Here is an 18,077-nt window from a genome sequence, read left to right on the forward strand (position 1 = left end):
TTTTTTTATTTTAGAAGTTAGGTGATAAATTGTATTTTTTATAGAAGTTATCTAGCGCTTCCAATACTTCATCTTCTGTATCAACTACTTTAATTAAGTTCATGTCTTCTGGATTGGCATTTTTCATTTTGTCAATCATCACAGTTTTAATCCAATCTAATAAACCTGACCAAAATTCGGTTCCTACCAAAATAATAGGGAATTTTCCAATTTTCTTAGTTTGAATCAATGTTACTGCTTCGAATAATTCATCTAATGTTCCAAAACCTCCTGGCATTACCACGAAACCTTGTGAATATTTTACAAACATTACTTTTCTCACGAAGAAGTAATCAAAGTTTAAGTTTTTATCTTTATCGATATACGGATTAAAGTGTTGTTCAAAAGGCAATTCGATATTTAAACCAACCGAAATTCCACCTCCATAATGAGCTCCTTTGTTTCCTGCTTCCATGATTCCAGGACCACCACCCGTAATTACACCATAACCAGCTTTACTGATTTTAAAAGCAATTTTTTCCGCTAATAAATAGTTTTTATCCTCAGGTTTTGTTCTTGCCGAACCAAAAATAGATACACAAGGACCTATTCTTCCCATTGATTCATATCCATTTACAAACTCAGACATGATTTTAAAAATTGCCCAAGAATCGTTTGATCGTATTTCGTTCCAAGTCTTTTGTTTGAATTTTTCTTGAATTCTGTGATCTTCGTTTTCGTATTGATCTGCTGCCATATTCGTTTCGTTTTAATTTTTAAAAAAGCCTGCTAAGATAATTCTTTTTTCAAAAATTGGGCTGTGTAGCTTTTTTTATTTTTTATTATTTCTTCTGGAGTTCCTTTTGCGACAACTTCTCCACCGCCTTTTCCACCTTCGTACCCAATATCAATTACATAATCGGCTAATTTGACAACGTCTAAATTATGCTCGATAATTAATACGGTATTTCCTTTGTCAACCAAGACATTAATTACATCCATCAAAACACGAATGTCTTCAAAATGTAATCCTGTTGTGGGTTCGTCTAAAATATAAAAGGTGTTTCCTGTATCTTTTTTAGATAATTCAGTAGCAAGTTTAATACGTTGCGCTTCTCCTCCAGAAAGTGTTGTACTTTGTTGACCTAAAGTAATATAACCCAATCCAACATCTTGAATCGTTTTGACTTTTCGATAGATTTTCGGAATATTTTCAAAGAATTCTACTGCTTCATCCACAGTCATATTCAATACATCCGAAATTGATTTTCCTTTGTAACGAATTTCCAATGTTTCTCTGTTGAATCGTTTTCCCATACAGGTTTCGCATTCCACATAAACATCAGGTAAGAAGCTCATTTCAATGGTTCTCACACCCGAACCTTCACAAGTTTCACAACGCCCGCCTTTTACGTTAAAACTAAATCTTCCTGGTTTATAACCACGAATCATCGCTTCTGGCGTTTGTGTGTATAAACTTCTAATTTCTGAAAAAACATCGGTGTAAGTCGCTGGATTTGAACGCGGAGTTCTTCCAATCGGACTTTGATCAATGTCAATTACTTTATCAATATGTTCTAAACCTTCAATTTTCTTGTAAGGTTGTGGTTTTTTTACAGCATTGAAAAAATGGGCATTTAAAATAGGATACAATGTTTCATTAATCAATGTTGATTTTCCACTTCCAGAAACACCAGTCACGCAAACTAATTTTCCCAACGGAATTTCAATCGAAACATTTTTTAAATTATTTCCTGTTGCACCTGATAATTTGATGGATTTTCCATTGCCTTCTCTACGTGTTTTTGGCACTTCAATCTTCATTTTACCGTTTAAATATTGTGCGGTAATGGTATCTTCTTGTAATAGTTCTTTCGGTGTTCCTTTACTGATAATTTGTCCACCAAAACGACCTGCTTTCGGACCAATATCAATCACATAATCGGCACGTTCAATCATGTCTTTATCATGTTCAACTACAATTACTGAATTTCCGATATCACGTAAACTTTCTAACGATTTTATCAAGCGTTCGTTGTCTCTTTGGTGCAAACCGATACTTGGTTCATCTAAAATATATAAAACACCAACTAATTGCGAACCAATTTGCGTGGCCAATCGAATACGTTGCGCCTCACCACCAGAAAGCGATTTTGAACTTCGGTTTAGTGATAAATAATTCAAACCAACATCTAACAAAAATTGTAGTCGAGCGGTAATCTCTTTAACAACCTCAACGGCTATAACTTTTTGTTTTTCAGATAAATGATTATCTAAATCGGCAAACCATTCGGATAACTCGGCAATATCCATTTGAACTAATTCGCCGATATTTTTTCCGTTTAATTTGAAATATAAAGATTCTTTTCTCAATCGTGTTCCTTCACATTCTGGACAATCATTTTCGTCCATAAATTCTTTTGCCCAACGCTTAATACTTGCTGAATCGGAATTATCGTATTGATTTTTGATAAAATTTGAAATTCCTTCGAAATCGATTTTATAATCTTTAGTAATTCCCATAACCTTTGACACAACAGAGAATTTTTCGTTTCCTCCATACAAAATCATATCCATTGCTTCCTGAGGAATATCTTCAATAGCATCGGTTATTTTGAAATCATATTTTTGAGCAATTATTTCCAATTGCTTGAAAATCCAAGAACTTTTATATTCTCCCAAAGGTGCAAAACCACCATTTTTAATTGATGATTTCGGATTCGGAATAATTTTCTGTAAATTGATTTCATTCACAGTTCCTAATCCGTTACAACACGGACAAGCTCCTTTTGGAGAATTGAATGAAAAGTTATTTGGTTCAGGATTTGGATATGAAATTCCAGAAGACGGACACATCAAATTACGGCTGTAAAAGCGTACTTCTTGACTTTCTTGTTCAATCACCATCATCACATCATCACCATGGTACATAGCGGTTTTGATACTTTCCGATAAACGTTTGTCGGTATCTTCTTCGGTATCAATTGCCATTCTATCAATAACAATTTCGATATCGTGTGTTTTATAACGATCGACTTTCATGCCAAATTCTAAATCCCGAATTTGACCATTTACACGAACTTTTAAGAAACCTTGCTTGGCAATTTGCTCAAATAATTCGCGATAATGTCCTTTACGAGAACGAACAACTGGAGCTAAAATATTAATGCGTTTTCCATTAAAATCTTCTAAAATCAACTGCTTTATTTGGTCATCCGAATACGAAACCATTTTTTCGCCCGTATTAAAACTGAAAGCATCAGCTCCTCTTGCATACAACAAACGTAAGAAATCGTAAATTTCTGTAATAGTTCCAACAGTTGAACGAGGTGATTTACTTGTTGTTTTTTGCTCAATCGCAATCACAGGTGAAAGTCCGTCGATTTTATCTACATCTGGACGTTCTAATCCACCAAGAAATTGTCGAGCGTAAGCAGAGAACGTTTCGATATATCTTCGTTGTCCTTCAGCATAAATCGTATCAAAAGCCAATGACGATTTTCCGGAACCTGATAAACCAGTAATAACCACTAGTTTTTCACGCGGAATAGATACATCAATATTTTTAAGATTATGGGCTCTAGCACCAATAATTTCGATAGTTTCTTCTGTTGTGTGTTGCATAATTTTTGGCAAAACGCAAAGATACTGATTTTAGTGCGAAAATTTAGGTTGAAGTAAGAATAAGAATTTGTTAAATAAAGACCTTTTATTCAATAATCATGGATTTCAAACGATGTCTATATTTTTCTAAAATTAATTGTTTGTACATAAAACCAAGAAAAATTCCGTTTTTCAGCACTGGTAAAACTTTACATTCAGAAGCATCAAATTTATCCATGATGGTTTCAAGTGTTTCATCATAAAAGATAATTTCTTTGGGTTGTTGCATGATTTCTTCAACAGCTGTATATTTTACTTTGAATTGAGAGAAAACAATTGGTCGAATTTCATCCAAATGAATAAGTCCAAGTAGTTTGTTTTTTTCGTCTAAAACAGGAAAAATATGTTCATCAGATTCTTGAATTTTTTGAACCAATTCCTCTAAACTATTACTCAAAGAAATAGCTTTAAAATCGGTTTGAATAAGTTTAGAAACATCAATAGAATTTAAAATATTGGTATCGCGGTTATCGGTAAAAACTTCGCCTTTATCTGCTAAATTTTTAATATCAAACGAATACGGCTCAAAACGTTTAGAAATGGCAAAACTTACCGAAGACACAATCATTAAAGGAACCATCAAATTATAACCGCCAGTAATTTCAGCAATTAAGAAAATTGCAGTTAACGGCGCATGAAATAATCCACTTAGTATTCCTGCCATTCCAACTAAAGTAAAATTCCCAACAGGAAGTTTTGTAAACCCTATTAAATTAAAAAATGTTGCCACCGAAAATCCCAAATAAGAACCCACAAATAGTGATGGTGCAAAATTACCTCCATTTCCACCGGCTCCTAATGTTAAACTAGTTGCATACACTTTGATTAACATCGTTAAACTAACAAAAATCAACAAAATCCAGGATGAATCTTGAAAGCGTTCAAAAACTGTATTTTGCACTAATTTTCCAGATTGATTGTCGGCTAAAAGTTTAATGCTTTCATATCCTTCTCCAAAAAGTGATGGAAAAAAGAAAATCAAAATCCCTAAAATTCCCGCTCCAAACAATGCTTTGTTAATGTAATTGAACCTTAATCTTGCAAAAAAATGTTCGATTTTTCGGAATGTTCTGGCATAATTTATCGAGACAAATCCGCTTAAAACACCTAATAAAATATAATAAGGTAAATTATGAAAATCAAAAAACTGTACCTTTTTAAAGGAGAATAAAATGGTATCGTTCAAAACTATTGTAGAAATTAAAGCTCCAGTAGCAGCACTAATCATAATTGGAATAAATGCCGTAATACTAATCTCGGCTAAAACTACTTCAATAGCAAATAAAACACCTGCAATTGGTGCGTTAAAAGCAGCTCCAATTCCGGCGGCAACTCCACATGCTAATAACAGCGTTCTATCTTTATAACTTAGTCTATAATTTTGTGCATAATTACTTCCAAAAGCTGCTCCAGTAATTGTAATGGGTGATTCTAAACCTGCGCTTCCGCCCATACCAACGGTAAACGAACTTGTAATTATTTGAGCAAACATTTGCTTTCTAGGCATAATACCTCGCTTTTTAGCAACGGCATACATAATTTGCGAAGTTCCTTTTTCTATAGAACCATCTAACACTTTTTTAATAATAATTACTGTGATGATAATTCCGATGATTGGTAAAGTACTATTACTAAAAGGAAGGTGAAGTATATCATCTAATTTTTGGGACGATTTAAAAACCCAATGCGCAAAAGTTTTCAGAATAATTACCGCCAAAGCAGAAGAAATCCCTACTAAAACACACGATAAATAAATAAACTGACGTGGTGTAAGTAACGATTTCAAAAGAAAAATAAACTGTTCTAAACGTCTAAAATTCTTATGAACTAAGTTTTTAAAAGAAAACGTTTTTTTTCTTGGCATTATTTATGATTTAAATGCGAAATTAAGCTTTAAAATCAGAAGTTAAAAGCTATAGTTTATTTAGTTCGGTAATTTTCTGTTTACACGAAATTATTAATTCTTCAAAAAAAAGAAAAAACTCCGATTCAAATTCGGTATAAAAATCTTGTAATTCCACAATAGCTTCTTGCATATTGGCTCTGTGCTTGGTTTTGTAATCCATCTGAAAAAGTATCATTTCTAGACCAGCAATAGTAGCATAACTCACAAACCAATTTCTTGCAATCATATACGGCATCATTCCCTTAATTCTCTCAGTTAAAATATCGTAATTATCTTGTAATAATTGATAGAAATTGTCGGCATAATCATCTAATTTTTCATCAGAAAACTTGCTCCAGTTTTTTGCTAAAAAGTGATCATACAAAATATCCATAATCACACCCGAATAATGTCCGTATTTTTCGTGCAAACGATGTTTACTTTGCCTATAAATAGGATGCATATCGGTAAAACTATCAATGTGGCGGTGCAATAAAATCCCTTTTTTAATTTCGGAATCGAACTTTTCATAATCGTGACCTTTGATACTATCTGCCAAGAAATTCCCGATTTTTAGCAAATCGTTAGTTCCTGATAAGTAAATATGTGCGAGATAGTTCATTTTTTATGTGTTCTTTTTGTAAATATATAAAAAAATCTTTGCGTCTTTGCGTCTTTGCGAGCTACATCTTTTATATTTGTATTTCAAAATTAAAACTACACATGACATTAATAAAATCAATATCAGGAATTCGTGGCACAATTGGTGGTGCGGTTGGCGACAATTTAACTCCAGTTGATGCTGTAAAATTTGCATCAGCTTACGGTTCGTTTTTAAAAATAAGACACGCTTCAAAAGGTAACGAACGATTAAAGGTAGTTATTGGAAGAGATGCTCGAATTTCGGGACCAATGATTCACAATTTAGTAATGAATACATTAGTTGGACTAGGAATCGATGTAATAGATTTGGGCTTATCCACCACTCCAACAGTTGAAATTGCTGTTCCGCTTGAAAAAGCTGATGGTGGAATTATTTTAACGGCTTCACACAATCCAAAACAATGGAATGCTCTAAAATTATTAAACGAAAAAGGTGAATTTTTAAGTGGAAAAGAAGGCGAGTTAATTTTAGAAATTGCCGAGAACGAAGCTTTTGATTTTTCGGATGTTGATAATTTAGGCGAAGTCATTGAAAACAATGCTTACATGGATATTCACATTGATGAAGTCCTAGAATTACCTTTGGTGGATGCTGATTTGGTAAAAACAAAGAAATTCAAAGTAGTAGTTGATGGTGTGAATTCATCGGGTGGAATTATTATTCCAAATCTACTAGAACAAATGGGAGTTGAAGTAGTAAAATTATACTGTGAACCAAACGGTCATTTTCCACACAATCCTGAACCTTTGAAAGAACATTTGGGTGATATTTGTAAATTGGTTGTAGAAGAAAAAGCGGATTTCGGAATCGTGGTTGACCCAGATGTAGATAGATTAGCTTTTATTTCAAATGATGGTGAAATGTTTGGCGAAGAATATACTTTGGTAGCCGTTGCCGATTACGTTTTATCGAAAACTCCAGGAAATACCGTTTCTAATATGTCGTCTTCTCGTGCTTTGCGCGATATTACTGAAAAACATGGCGGAACCTACCAAGCAAGTGCTGTGGGTGAAGTTAATGTGGTGGAATTAATGAAGAAAAACAACGCTATAATTGGTGGAGAAGGAAATGGAGGAATCATTTATCCAGAATCACACTACGGAAGAGATAGTATGGTAGGTGTGGCTTTATTTTTGACTTATTTAGCGAATCAAGATAAAACCGTTGCTGAAATTAGAGCTTCATATCCGCAATATTACATGAGTAAAAATAAAATTGAACTAACACCTCAAATTGATGTAGACAATGTTTTAGCAACGTTAACTGAAAAATATAAATCGGAAAATATTACCACAATTGACGGAGTAAAAATCGATTTCCCAACAGAATGGGTACATTTGAGAAAATCTAACACTGAACCCATTATTAGAATATATACAGAAGCACCGACACAATCAGAAGCTGATATTTTAGCCGAAAGATTTGTAAAGGAACTAAAAGAAATAGCAGGTATTTAAAAAGAAAAAGGTCAGATTTAAAATCTGACCTTTTTTATTATTTTCCTTTACCTCTACCATTATTGTTTTTGCCTTTTCCAGGATGACCATTCCCTTTTGATTTTGAATTTACAGAAGCATTTCCTTTATTTTTTTTGTATTTGGTTTTATGAGAATAATTATAACGTTGAGGACTATCTCCATAAAAATCCAATTCAACTTGTGTGCTTCTTCCTAAATTAATCCCCACAAAAATTGACGGTACTTTTACACTCACTGCCCATTTTCCATTATTAAAATAAATATAAACACCCTTTTGTATATCGTAATACATATTTTGATTTGGGAAGTAAATATGTCTGGTTTTAGCTCTATAGCCATGTGCTGGAGCCCAAGGTGGTGGTCCTTGTGAAAAAACTTCTGTTGGTATTACCAACATAAATACTAAAATCAATACCCCAAAAAGCGTTGCTATTCTGTTCTTAATCGTTTTCATTATATTAAATTTTAATAGTTACTTACTAGTTATAAACAATAATACTGCCAAAAATCAAGTATAACTAGTAATTTAACTTGTTTTAACATCTTCAACAAAGAAAAAAAATATTACTTAACAATAATCTTTTTGGTAATATACTCGTTACCATTAGTAACTTTTACTAAATACATGCCGGCATTCAAATTTAAATTAAGTTGAATTTCACTCTCAAAATCCTGACTTTGCACTAATTGTCCTGTAATCGTATAAATATCAACTTTTGAAGCACCTTCTAAACCTGAAACAATCAAGTATTCCGAAGCTGGATTTGGATAAACCGCTACTCTATTTTCAATAGGATTTTGGTTTGACAATGTAGAAGACCATGGTTGTCCAAAATTTGCTCCAAAAATGTAATCCGCTAAGTTTGGATGGTCTATGAACGGATTACGATTCATTTGCCAAGTGTAAATATAATTATTACGATTCTTTTCAAAGTCATCTCTTGGGTCAGTTGTATTCCAAGTTAATAATGTTGCTAAATCTCCAATACTATAAGATGGATTTCCGCTACTTAATTCTACTGGATCACCATTAACAACATTCAAAGCATCAAAACGAACTGCCATGTAAAATAGAGCTCTAGCTACATCTCCACGCCAAGAACCTTGAGTTCCCGATGGTCCTGCATAAACAGTTGAAGTGTTTACTGGACCATAATTTTTATTATTTCTAGACGAGTTTTCCTGACCACTAACAGCTCTAATATGATGAGCGTCTGAAACACCATCAACTGTAATAAAAGCACTTGTCGTGGTCCAAAAATTAATTCCATCAGCTGTATCGCCATTAGCTACTTCAAAACCACCTCTTGATTGACAAAAAATATGTTCTCTATTCCATTTCCCTACAATACTACTTGTATTTTGTTGATCTAACTTAGCAAATGGAACTTCAGTATAAATACACCAAACTTGATTATTATTTAATGGATTTCTATCAGAAGTTCGTAAAATTTCCCATATATCTGCATAACTATGTAATCTTACCACTGCTGGATTTGCAATTATATTTTGAACGGCTTGTTTTAAAGCACTACCCGATAATCCTTCTAATGAATCATAATATCCTGCTGGAATAGTTGATGTTACAACATTATATGTAGGATTTAAAGGGGTCCCCCATGGGTCTGTTGCAAAATTAGCATCATTTACCCTAAGCACCATATTGTTGTTATAAGAAACATAACCAACTGGTAAAGGTTGGAAAACAAATTTCATTTCTTCATCACCTTCATCAAATCCATCATTAGAAAGAATAATACCATTTTGTGTAGATGTTTGCCCAACTGGAATCATTACAGTAAGTCCTCCTGAGAAATCTAAATTTGTAAAGTTTCCATTAGCTAATGTAAAATTCATAATTAAATTTTCATTCTGAACAGGTTGACTTGTAGTGAAAGTAATATTAAAACTATCTCCTTCATTAAAACTTGCTTGAGGGAAAGAAACTGTTATGTAATTAATTGGAATTCCAGAGCCATCATTATTAACACCTGGTGTTGGTGATTTTACTTCAAAAGTTCCGTCATTTTTTCTTTGAATAGAATTTACATCGTTCTCTACATAAAATCTAGAAATACCGAGTTGTCCCATCAAATATGTAGGCTGTGTAGTGTTATTTGAGTGAGCAAATGCATCAACTAAATTTGGAACATCAAAAGTTGCTGAATCAACAGGAAAATCAACATCATTTCCTCTGTAAATTGAAGCTACACAAGAAGAATTTTGAATTCCGTTTAGGGGTATAATAAAAAAAGGGGTTGGTGTAACTTGAGAATTTCCAAAATGAATTATCCCATTAATATCAGTTGTTAATCCATCTAAATCAATTGTTCTATAAATTGTGTTGGTAGAAGCTCTGTAAAAAACCAAAACATATCCATCTAATGAAAAATTTGGTAACGCAATTCCATTCGAATCAAAAGATTTTAATTCAATAAATTCTTTAACATCTGCACCCGGTGTATCCGCATCAATTTCATTAATAACAACGGTTTGAGAATAAGAAAACATTCCTAATAAAAGGAATAATAATGTAAGTAATTTTTGGGGCATAAAAACTAATTTTATCAAAAATACGAATATTAAAGTGAAATTACATTTATTTTTTAACAATACTAATTAATTTTAAGTGTTTTTTAAGGCAATTGTACGAGTATTTTTATATTTTGCAGTCTTTAAGCAACTATTTGATTTATTTGTCATCTAACTATAAAACGGATTAATTCATTTTGAAATTTATAACTAAAATAATATTTCTCTTGTTTCCAATTCTGGTTATCTCTCAACATTCTTCTAGAATGACAGTTAGAGTTAACACAGAAGAAAAAACGTTGTTGATTAATCAGATTTTAACCTATAACAATACCAGTAATGATACTTTAAAACATATCATTTTAAACGATTGGAACAATGCTTTTTCTTCAAAATCATCTGCTCTAGCAAAAAAATATTCTGATGAATTCGTGAGAGCCTTTCATTTAGCAACAGAAAAAGAAAGAGGCTACACAGAAATTAAAACTATAGTAGACCACAATTTTCAAGCAATAGATTGGAACCGACCAAAAGGAAAAGTAGATTTAATAAAATTAGAACTGAACCAACCTATTTTACCATGTTCAAAACAAACCTTTACTCTTGTTTATTCGATAAAAATTCCAGATTCAAAATTCACTAAATATGGTTATGATAATGATGGTCGAATTACATTGAAAAATTGGTATTTAAATCCTTCTCGATTTGAGCATAAACAATTTATACAATACAGTAACGAAAATTTAGATGACATACCCAATGCTTTTTCTGATTTTGAAATTGAATTTGAATTACCTACAGATTATAATTTATCTAGTAATCTGGCTGAAATCAATTCATTTGAATTAATAAAAACTAAAAAAGTTGTACTTAACGCAAAAAACAAAACGGAAGCAGTCATTACAATACAACCTACAAACAGCTACCAAATCTATAAAAATGAAATTATTGAAGTAAGTTGTGGCATTGAAGACAATAAAGTAAAAGATATTGATAAAGCTATAATATTTGACAAAGTAAGCCGATTTACAGCTTCAAAATTAGGATTACCACTAACTTCAAAAATCTTAATTTCTCAGGAAGACTATGCACGCCAACCTTTTTATGGATTAAATCAATTACCTAGTTTTTTAAGTCCATTTTCTAATGAATTGATGTTTGAATTAAAATTTTTAAAAACCTATTTAAACAATTATTTAAAAGAGAATCTAAATCTAAATCAAAGACGTGATTATTGGATTTATGACGGAATACAAATGTTTCTTTTGATGCAATATGCAGATGAATATTTTCCTGAATTAAAAATGACAGGAAACGTTGCTCATTTAAAAATTTTAAAATCTTATCATTTTATTAATTTAGATTTCAACCAACAATACAACTATTTGTATATGTTGATGGCACGTAAAAATTTAGACCAACCGCTTAATGAACCTAAAAATCGCTTGATAAAATTCAATGAACAAATTGCTAGTAAATACAGAGCTGGATTGAGTTTGAAATATTTAGACAGCTATTTAGGAAACGATATTGTTCACAGCTCTATTAAAGAATATATTCAAGAAAATCAATATTTTGGAACCAATTCCCGTCAGTTTGAGACTGTTTTAATAAAAAATAGCTCAAAAGATATTAATTGGTTTTTTAGAACCGTAATTGAAAAACGCGATTTAATCGATTATAAATTTGGAAAAGTTACTAAAACCGAAGATTCTATTTCTGTAAACATCATCAATAAAACGAATACAAATGTCCCGATTTCATTATACCAATTAAAGGATAATAAAGTGATTAATAAAATGTGGTTGACAGAAATTAAAACCGATTCCACCATTGTAATTCCTAGATTAGAGGCTGATAAAATCACACTGAATTATAACAATGAAGTTCCTGAATACAACTTAAGAAATAATTGGAAATCATTAAAAGGTTTTTTCTTTAACAATCGCCCTCTTAAATTTATCTTTTTTAAAGATTTAGAAGAACCTTATTACAATCAAATCTTCTATGTTCCAGAAGTAGAATTTAATATTTATGACGGAATTGCTTTGGGAATGCGAATCAATAATAAATCTATTTTAAATAAACCATTTACATTTAGCATAACTCCAATGTATTCAAGCAATACAGGTTCAATTGTTGGTAAATTATCAGCCATTGTAGATGACAATATTCGCGAAAATGGCAAGTTATACAATATTAGATACATGATTGCTGGAAGCCGTTTTCATTACACAAAAGATGCATTTTACACTAATTTTATCCCTATTATTCAATTTAGATTTAGAGATGAAAATTTTAGAGTTAATAAAAATGAATTTATTCAACTAAGACAAGTTTATGTAAACAGAGATAAATCGCCATTAGTAACCGATACGAATACTCAAAACTACAATATTTTCAATGCTAAATATGGAAATTATCAATCGGAAGGAACGAAACATTTTTCTTTACTAAACGATTTACAAATTGCCAGTTCATTTGGAAAAGTTTCAACAGAAATTCATTACCGAAAATTGTTTGAAAACAATCGTCAAATAAGTTTTAGATTTTTCGCAGGAGCATTTATGTACAAAAGTACAAATTCCGACTTTTTTAGCTTTGGATTAGACAGACCTAACGATTATATGTTTGACTATAACTTATTAGGAAGAAGCGAAACTACCGGAATTTTTAGTCAACAATATGTGTATGCAGAAGGTGGATTTAAATCTAAATTTGACACTCGATTTGCTAACCAATGGATGACCACGATTAACGGAACTTTCAATATTTGGAATTGGATTCAAATTTATGGAGATGCAGGAATGCTAAAAAATAAATATGATAGCGCAAAATTTGTATATGATTCTGGTTTCCACTTTAATTTAGTTCCCGATTATTTCGAACTTTTCTTACCTGTTTACTCTTCAAATGGTTTTGAACTTAATTCAAGAAATTATGGTGAAAAAATCCGTTTTGTAGTTACCTTAAGTCCAAAAATATTAGTTTCTCTATTTACCAGAAAATGGTTTTAATAGCTTTTTATCTATTTTTTTAACAATTCAACAATAAAAAATCATTTTTTAATAGATTCATTGCGTTTTTCAAATTAAAACTATTGATAATTTAATAATAATTAAAAAAATATTGTCCCCCCTATTGTTTTATAATTGGTTTTAATTAAATTTGTTGAATTATCAATTTCGTACAAACGGCTTATGAAAACAGCAACAACATCGGAAGTAGTTTCTTTTGAAGATTTCAAAAAAGAAGTGATTAACGATTATAAAATCGCCCGAATCAGTAGAGAATGTAGTCTTCTTGGTAGAAAAGAAGTGCTTACAGGTAAAGCAAAATTCGGAATTTTTGGCGATGGTAAAGAGGTGCCTCAATTGGCATTAGCGAAAGCATTCCAAAACGGAGATTTCCGTTCTGGATACTATCGTGACCAAACCTTTATGATGGCAATTGGTGCTATGAATATCGAGCAATTCTTCGCTGGTTTATATGGTCATACTGATATTAATTTTGATCCAATGAGTGCTGGTCGTCAAATGGGCGGTCACTTTGCAACACATTCATTAGACGAAAACGGAAATTGGAAAAACTTAACCCAACAAAAAAATTCGAGTTCTGATATCTCTCCTACTGCTGGGCAAATGCCTCGTTTATTAGGATTGGCTCAGGCTTCAAAAATATACAGAAATGTTTCTGGAATCAACCAAACCAACTTCTCCGAAAACGGAAACGAAGTAGCTTGGGGAACCATCGGAAATGCTTCAACTTCTGAAGGTTTATTCTTCGAAACTATCAACGCTGCTGGTGTTTTACAAGTACCAATGGTAATGAGCGTTTGGGATGACGAATACGGAATTTCAGTTCACGCACGTCATCAAACAACAAAAGAAAACATCTCAGAAATCTTAAAAGGTTTCCAACGTGATGAAGAAAATAACGGTTACGAAATTTTACGCGTTAAAGGTTGGGATTACCCTGCTTTAGTAGAAACGTACCAAAAAGCATCGCAAATTGCACGCGAAGAACACGTTCCAGTTTTAGTTCACGTAAGCGAATTAACGCAACCGCAAGGTCACTCAACTTCTGGAAGTCATGAGCGTTACAAAAATGCAGAACGTTTGGCTTGGGAAGCAGAATTTGACTGTGTAGCTAAAATGAAAACTTGGTTAATCGATAACAATATCGCTACTTCTGAAGAATTAGATGAGATTGACAACCAAGCAAAAAAAGACGTTTTAGAAGGTAAAAAAGCAGCTTGGACTAACTTTACTGCACCAACAAAAGCGGAACAACAAGAATTAGTTGGTTTATTAAATACAATCGCTTCACAAAGTGAAAACAAAGTATTTATCGAGAAAATTGCTAACGATGTTGCGTCAATAAAAGAACCAATTCGTAAAGATATTTTAGTGGCAGCTCGTAAAGTGTTGCGCATGATTATCAAAGAAAATACACTTGCTACTTTAGCTACTTGGATTGAAAATTATACGGAGAAAATCCAACCAAAATTCAGTTCGCACTTATTTTCTCAATCGGATAAAACCGTTTTAAAATCAAAAGAAGTAGCTCCAACCTATGATGCAACTGCTGAAGACGTAGATGCGCGTTTGGTGTTAAGAGATAACTTTGATGCTATCTTCTCAAAATATCCAGAAACCTTGATTTTTGGTGAAGATTCAGGAAACATTGGTGACGTAAACCAAGGTTTGGAAGGCATGCAAGAAAAATACGGAGAATTACGCGTTGCCGATGTGGGAATTCGTGAAGCTACTATTTTAGGTCAAGGAATCGGTATGGCAATGAGAGGATTGCGTCCAATTGCTGAAATTCAATATTTAGATTATTTGTTGTACGCTATTCAAATCATGAGTGATGATTTAGCTACATTACAATACAGAACAGCGGGACGTCAAAAAGCACCGTTAATCATCAGAACTCGTGGTCACCGTTTAGAAGGCGTTTGGCATTCAGGTTCTCCAATGGGAATGATTATTAATGCAATCAGAGGAATTCACGTTTTAGTTCCAAGAAACATGACCAAAGCAGCTGGTTTTTACAACACCTTATTAGAAACTGACGAACCTGCATTAGTTGTAGAATGTTTGAACGGTTACCGTTTGAAAGAAAAAATGCCAACGAATTTAGGTGAATTCAAAACACCTATTGGAGTAGTTGAGACTATCAAAACAGGAACTGATATTACGTTAGTTTCTTACGGTTCAACATTACGTTTGGTAGAACAAGCAGCAAACGAATTAGAATCGGTTGGAATTAGCGCTGAAATTATTGATATTCAATCGTTATTGCCTTTTGATATTAATCATGATATTGTGAAATCGGTAGCAAAAACGAATCGTTTATTAGTAATTGACGAAGACGTTCCTGGTGGAGCAAGTGCATACATTTTACAAGAAATTGTTGAGAACCAAAAAGCCTACCAACATTTAGATAGCGCACCGCAAACATTGGCTTCAAAAGCACACCGTCCTGCTTATGGAACCGATGGAGATTACTTCTCAAAACCTTCAACAGAAGACATTTTTGAGAGAGTGTATGCGATTATGAATGAGGCAAATCCAACAAAATATCCAAATTTGTATTAAAAAATTTGTTTATTCGAAAATTAATTAGAAATATTTGCAACATACAATTAAGAAAATGATTTCAATTTTAAACAATACTTGGTGGTGGTCTAACTTACGTCGAACTTCGTGAGCGAAACCTGCTATAGTATAATTTAAAACCAAATACATAGAAAAGGCTTGTCAATCACGACAAGCCTTTTTTTATTGCCAAAAATTAAACAAATATGAAAAAATACAAGTTACATACCAATTACAAACAAATTCTAGCCGACACCATTACGCCTGTGAGTGTTTATTTGAAAATTCGCGATAAATTTCCAAATAGCATCTTGCTAGAAAGTTCTGATTATCATGCGAATGACAACAGTTTTTCATACATCTGTTTCAATCCGATAGCTTCTATTAAGGTAGAAAATCAAAAAATTGAAACGAATTTCCCTGATGGATTTTCAGAGATTATTCCAATTGATTCTGGTGTTAACGTGGCTAAAGAAATCGAAAATTTCTCTAATCAATTTCAAACAGAAAAGTCAGATTTTAAATTCATCACGCAAGGATTATTTGGCTATTTAGCTTATGATGCGATTCAATATTTTGAAAAAGTTTCGATTGCAAAAAAATCAATAGAAAACGAAATTCCCGAAATCTTTTACGCTGTTTATCAAAACATTATTGCTATTAATCATTTCAAAAACGAAGCGTATTTATTTTGTCATAGTTTTGATGGAAGCAATAATATCGCTGAAATTGAACAATTATTACAATCGAAAAACTTTGCTTCCTTTTCGTTTCAAAAATCAGGAAACGGAACTTCAAACTTAACCGATGATGAATTCAAAAACTACGTTTCGTTAGCCAAAAAACATTGCTTACGTGGTGATGTTTTTCAATTGGTGTTATCTCGAAGATTTTCACAAGATTTCAAAGGCGATGAATTCAATGTGTATCGTGCTTTACGAAGTATAAATCCTTCACCGTATTTGTTCTTTTTCGATTATGGAAATTTCAAAATATTCGGTTCATCGCCCGAAGCGCAATTGGTAATCAAAAATAATTTCGCCGAAATTCATCCTATCGCAGGAACATTCAAACGTACCGGAAACGACGAACAAGATGCCGAATTAGCTAAAAAATTAGGCGAAGATTCTAAAGAAAACAGCGAACATGTCATGTTGGTCGATTTAGCAAGAAACGATTTAAGCCGAAGTTGTAACGAAGTAAAAGTAGATAAATACAAGGAAGTCCAATTTTTCTCTCACGTGATTCATTTGGTGTCAAAAGTATCAGGAAAATTAAAAGAAAATCATACTTTTATGGAGTTGGTAGCCAAAACATTCCCAGCCGGAACATTAACCGGAGCACCAAAAATAAAAGCCATGCAATTAATAGAAAACATTGAGAAAACCAACAGAAGTTTCTATGGTGGTGCTATCGGAGTTTTAGATTTTGAAGGCAACTTTAATCACGCTATTATGATTCGTTCTTTTTTGAGTAAAAATCACACCTTACACTTTCAAGCTGGAGCCGGAATTGTAGAAAGTTCATCAGAAGAAAACGAAATGCAAGAAGTATACAACAAATTGGGCGCTTTGCAAAAAGCTTTAGATTTAGCAGAAAACATATAAAAAGGTTTCAAGTTTCAGGTTTCAGGTTAATTGGAACTTGAAACTTGAAACAAAAAAAACATGAAACAAAAAAACATGAAAATAGCAGTTATAGACAATTACGATAGTTTTACATACAATTTAGTCCACTATTTAGAGGATTTGAATGCGAATGTAACCGTTTTCAGAAACGATGAATTTGAATTGAATGAATTAGAAAAGTTCGATAAAATTCTACTTTCGCCAGGACCAGGAATTCCTGATGAAGCGGGTTTGTTGAAAGAGGTAATCAAAAAATATGCTACTACTAAAAGTATTTTCGGAGTTTGCTTAGGATTACAAGCTATAGGAGAAGTTTTCGGCGGCACTTTAACCAACTTAGAAAAAGTCTATCATGGTGTAGCTACAAAAGTCACAAAAACCGAAGACGACTTCATTTTTAATAATTTACCAAACGAATTTGAAGTTGGGCGCTACCATTCTTGGGTAGTTTCAAATGAAAACCTTCCGGCTGAATTAATCGTAACTTCTACTGATAAAAATGGTCAAATTATGTCGATGAAACACGCACATTTTGATATTCGTGGTGTTCAATATCATCCTGAAAGTGTTTTAACACCTTACGGAAAAAAAATCTTAGAAAATTGGCTTTTGAATTAGTTGTCAATATTCAGTAATAAGTGTTCA

Annotated in this window: 11 protein-coding genes; 5 read left to right on the forward strand and 6 right to left on the reverse strand. The window is 32.4% G+C overall.

From position 1 onward, the window contains the following. Nucleotides 1-10 precede the first annotated feature (10 nt). The 4 genes from OJ995_RS10100 to OJ995_RS10115 all read right to left on the reverse strand — a co-directional run bounded on the left by OJ995_RS10100 (nt 11) and on the right by OJ995_RS10115 (nt 6,149). Nucleotides 11-736 carry an LOG family protein gene (locus OJ995_RS10100; protein WP_264369299.1) on the reverse strand — a complete coding sequence of 242 codons (726 nt, stop codon included), beginning with the start codon at nt 734-736 and terminating at the stop codon, nt 11-13. A gap of 32 nt (nt 737-768) precedes the next feature. Beyond that, nucleotides 769-3,603 (reverse strand): excinuclease ABC subunit UvrA, encoded by a 2,835-nt coding sequence (gene uvrA, locus OJ995_RS10105; RefSeq protein WP_264369300.1) that lies wholly within the window; start codon nt 3,601-3,603, stop codon nt 769-771. 85 nt (nt 3,604-3,688) lie between these two features. Then, nucleotides 3,689-5,506, reverse strand: coding sequence for a chloride channel protein (locus tag OJ995_RS10110; protein WP_264369301.1), 1,818 nt, complete (start codon nt 5,504-5,506; stop codon nt 3,689-3,691). 49 nt (nt 5,507-5,555) lie between these two features. Beyond that, entirely contained in the window at nt 5,556-6,149 is a 594-nt protein-coding gene (locus tag OJ995_RS10115) for an acyl carrier protein phosphodiesterase (RefSeq protein ID WP_264369302.1), read from the reverse strand. A gap of 101 nt (nt 6,150-6,250) precedes the next feature. Between OJ995_RS10115 and glmM the strand changes: the two genes are divergently transcribed. Beyond that, a complete protein-coding gene (gene glmM, locus OJ995_RS10120) occupies nt 6,251-7,648 on the forward strand; it encodes a phosphoglucosamine mutase (RefSeq protein ID WP_264369303.1) in 1,398 nt (465 codons plus the stop codon). Nucleotides 7,649-7,685: 37 nt separating this feature from the next. Here glmM and OJ995_RS10125 read toward each other — a convergent pair whose 3' ends face one another. Together OJ995_RS10125 and OJ995_RS10130 are read right to left on the reverse strand one after the other, a co-directional pair. Further along, complete coding sequence (locus OJ995_RS10125; protein ID WP_264369304.1) at nt 7,686-8,123, reverse strand: hypothetical protein; 438 nt, start codon at nt 8,121-8,123, stop codon at nt 7,686-7,688. 110 nt (nt 8,124-8,233) lie between these two features. After that, nucleotides 8,234-10,222, reverse strand: a complete 1,989-nt coding sequence (locus OJ995_RS10130; protein ID WP_264369305.1) for an endonuclease — start codon at nt 10,220-10,222, stop codon at nt 8,234-8,236. Nucleotides 10,223-10,467: 245 nt separating this feature from the next. Here OJ995_RS10130 and OJ995_RS10135 point away from each other — a divergent pair, with 245 nt between their 5' ends. The 4 genes from OJ995_RS10135 to OJ995_RS10150 all read left to right on the forward strand — a co-directional run bounded on the left by OJ995_RS10135 (nt 10,468) and on the right by OJ995_RS10150 (nt 18,050). Further along, entirely contained in the window at nt 10,468-13,218 is a 2,751-nt protein-coding gene (locus OJ995_RS10135; protein WP_264369306.1) for a gluzincin family metallopeptidase, read from the forward strand. Between the two features lie 183 nt (nt 13,219-13,401). Next, nucleotides 13,402-15,804 (forward strand): alpha-ketoacid dehydrogenase subunit alpha/beta, encoded by a 2,403-nt coding sequence (locus OJ995_RS10140; protein ID WP_264369307.1) that lies wholly within the window; start codon nt 13,402-13,404, stop codon nt 15,802-15,804. A 206-nt stretch (nt 15,805-16,010) separates the two neighbouring features. Continuing rightward, on the forward strand, nt 16,011-17,411 hold the full coding sequence (locus OJ995_RS10145; protein WP_264369308.1) for an anthranilate synthase component I family protein: 1,401 nt from the start codon (nt 16,011-16,013) through the stop codon (nt 17,409-17,411). A 75-nt stretch (nt 17,412-17,486) separates the two neighbouring features. Then, a complete protein-coding gene (locus OJ995_RS10150; RefSeq protein WP_133606303.1) occupies nt 17,487-18,050 on the forward strand; it encodes an anthranilate synthase component II in 564 nt (187 codons plus the stop codon). Nucleotides 18,051-18,077 lie beyond the last annotated feature (27 nt).

The organism is Flavobacterium lacisediminis, assembly GCF_025909975.1.
Taxonomy (GTDB): domain Bacteria; phylum Bacteroidota; class Bacteroidia; order Flavobacteriales; family Flavobacteriaceae; genus Flavobacterium; species Flavobacterium lacisediminis.

Coding starts and splice junctions, on each gene's coding strand:
- uvrA (WP_264369300.1), bottom strand. CDS start 3,603: ATGCAACACACAACAGAAGAAACTATCGAAATTATTGGTGCTAGAGCC.
- OJ995_RS10135 (WP_264369306.1), top strand. CDS start 10,468: ATGACAGTTAGAGTTAACACAGAAGAAAAAACGTTGTTGATTAATCAG.
- OJ995_RS10110 (WP_264369301.1), bottom strand. CDS start 5,506: ATGCCAAGAAAAAAAACGTTTTCTTTTAAAAACTTAGTTCATAAGAAT.
- OJ995_RS10100 (WP_264369299.1), bottom strand. CDS start 736: ATGGCAGCAGATCAATACGAAAACGAAGATCACAGAATTCAAGAAAAA.
- OJ995_RS10130 (WP_264369305.1), bottom strand. CDS start 10,222: ATGCCCCAAAAATTACTTACATTATTATTCCTTTTATTAGGAATGTTT.
- OJ995_RS10140 (WP_264369307.1), top strand. CDS start 13,402: ATGAAAACAGCAACAACATCGGAAGTAGTTTCTTTTGAAGATTTCAAA.
- OJ995_RS10145 (WP_264369308.1), top strand. CDS start 16,011: ATGAAAAAATACAAGTTACATACCAATTACAAACAAATTCTAGCCGAC.
- OJ995_RS10150 (WP_133606303.1), top strand. CDS start 17,487: ATGAAAATAGCAGTTATAGACAATTACGATAGTTTTACATACAATTTA.
- OJ995_RS10115 (WP_264369302.1), bottom strand. CDS start 6,149: ATGAACTATCTCGCACATATTTACTTATCAGGAACTAACGATTTGCTA.
- glmM (WP_264369303.1), top strand. CDS start 6,251: ATGACATTAATAAAATCAATATCAGGAATTCGTGGCACAATTGGTGGT.
- OJ995_RS10125 (WP_264369304.1), bottom strand. CDS start 8,123: ATGAAAACGATTAAGAACAGAATAGCAACGCTTTTTGGGGTATTGATT.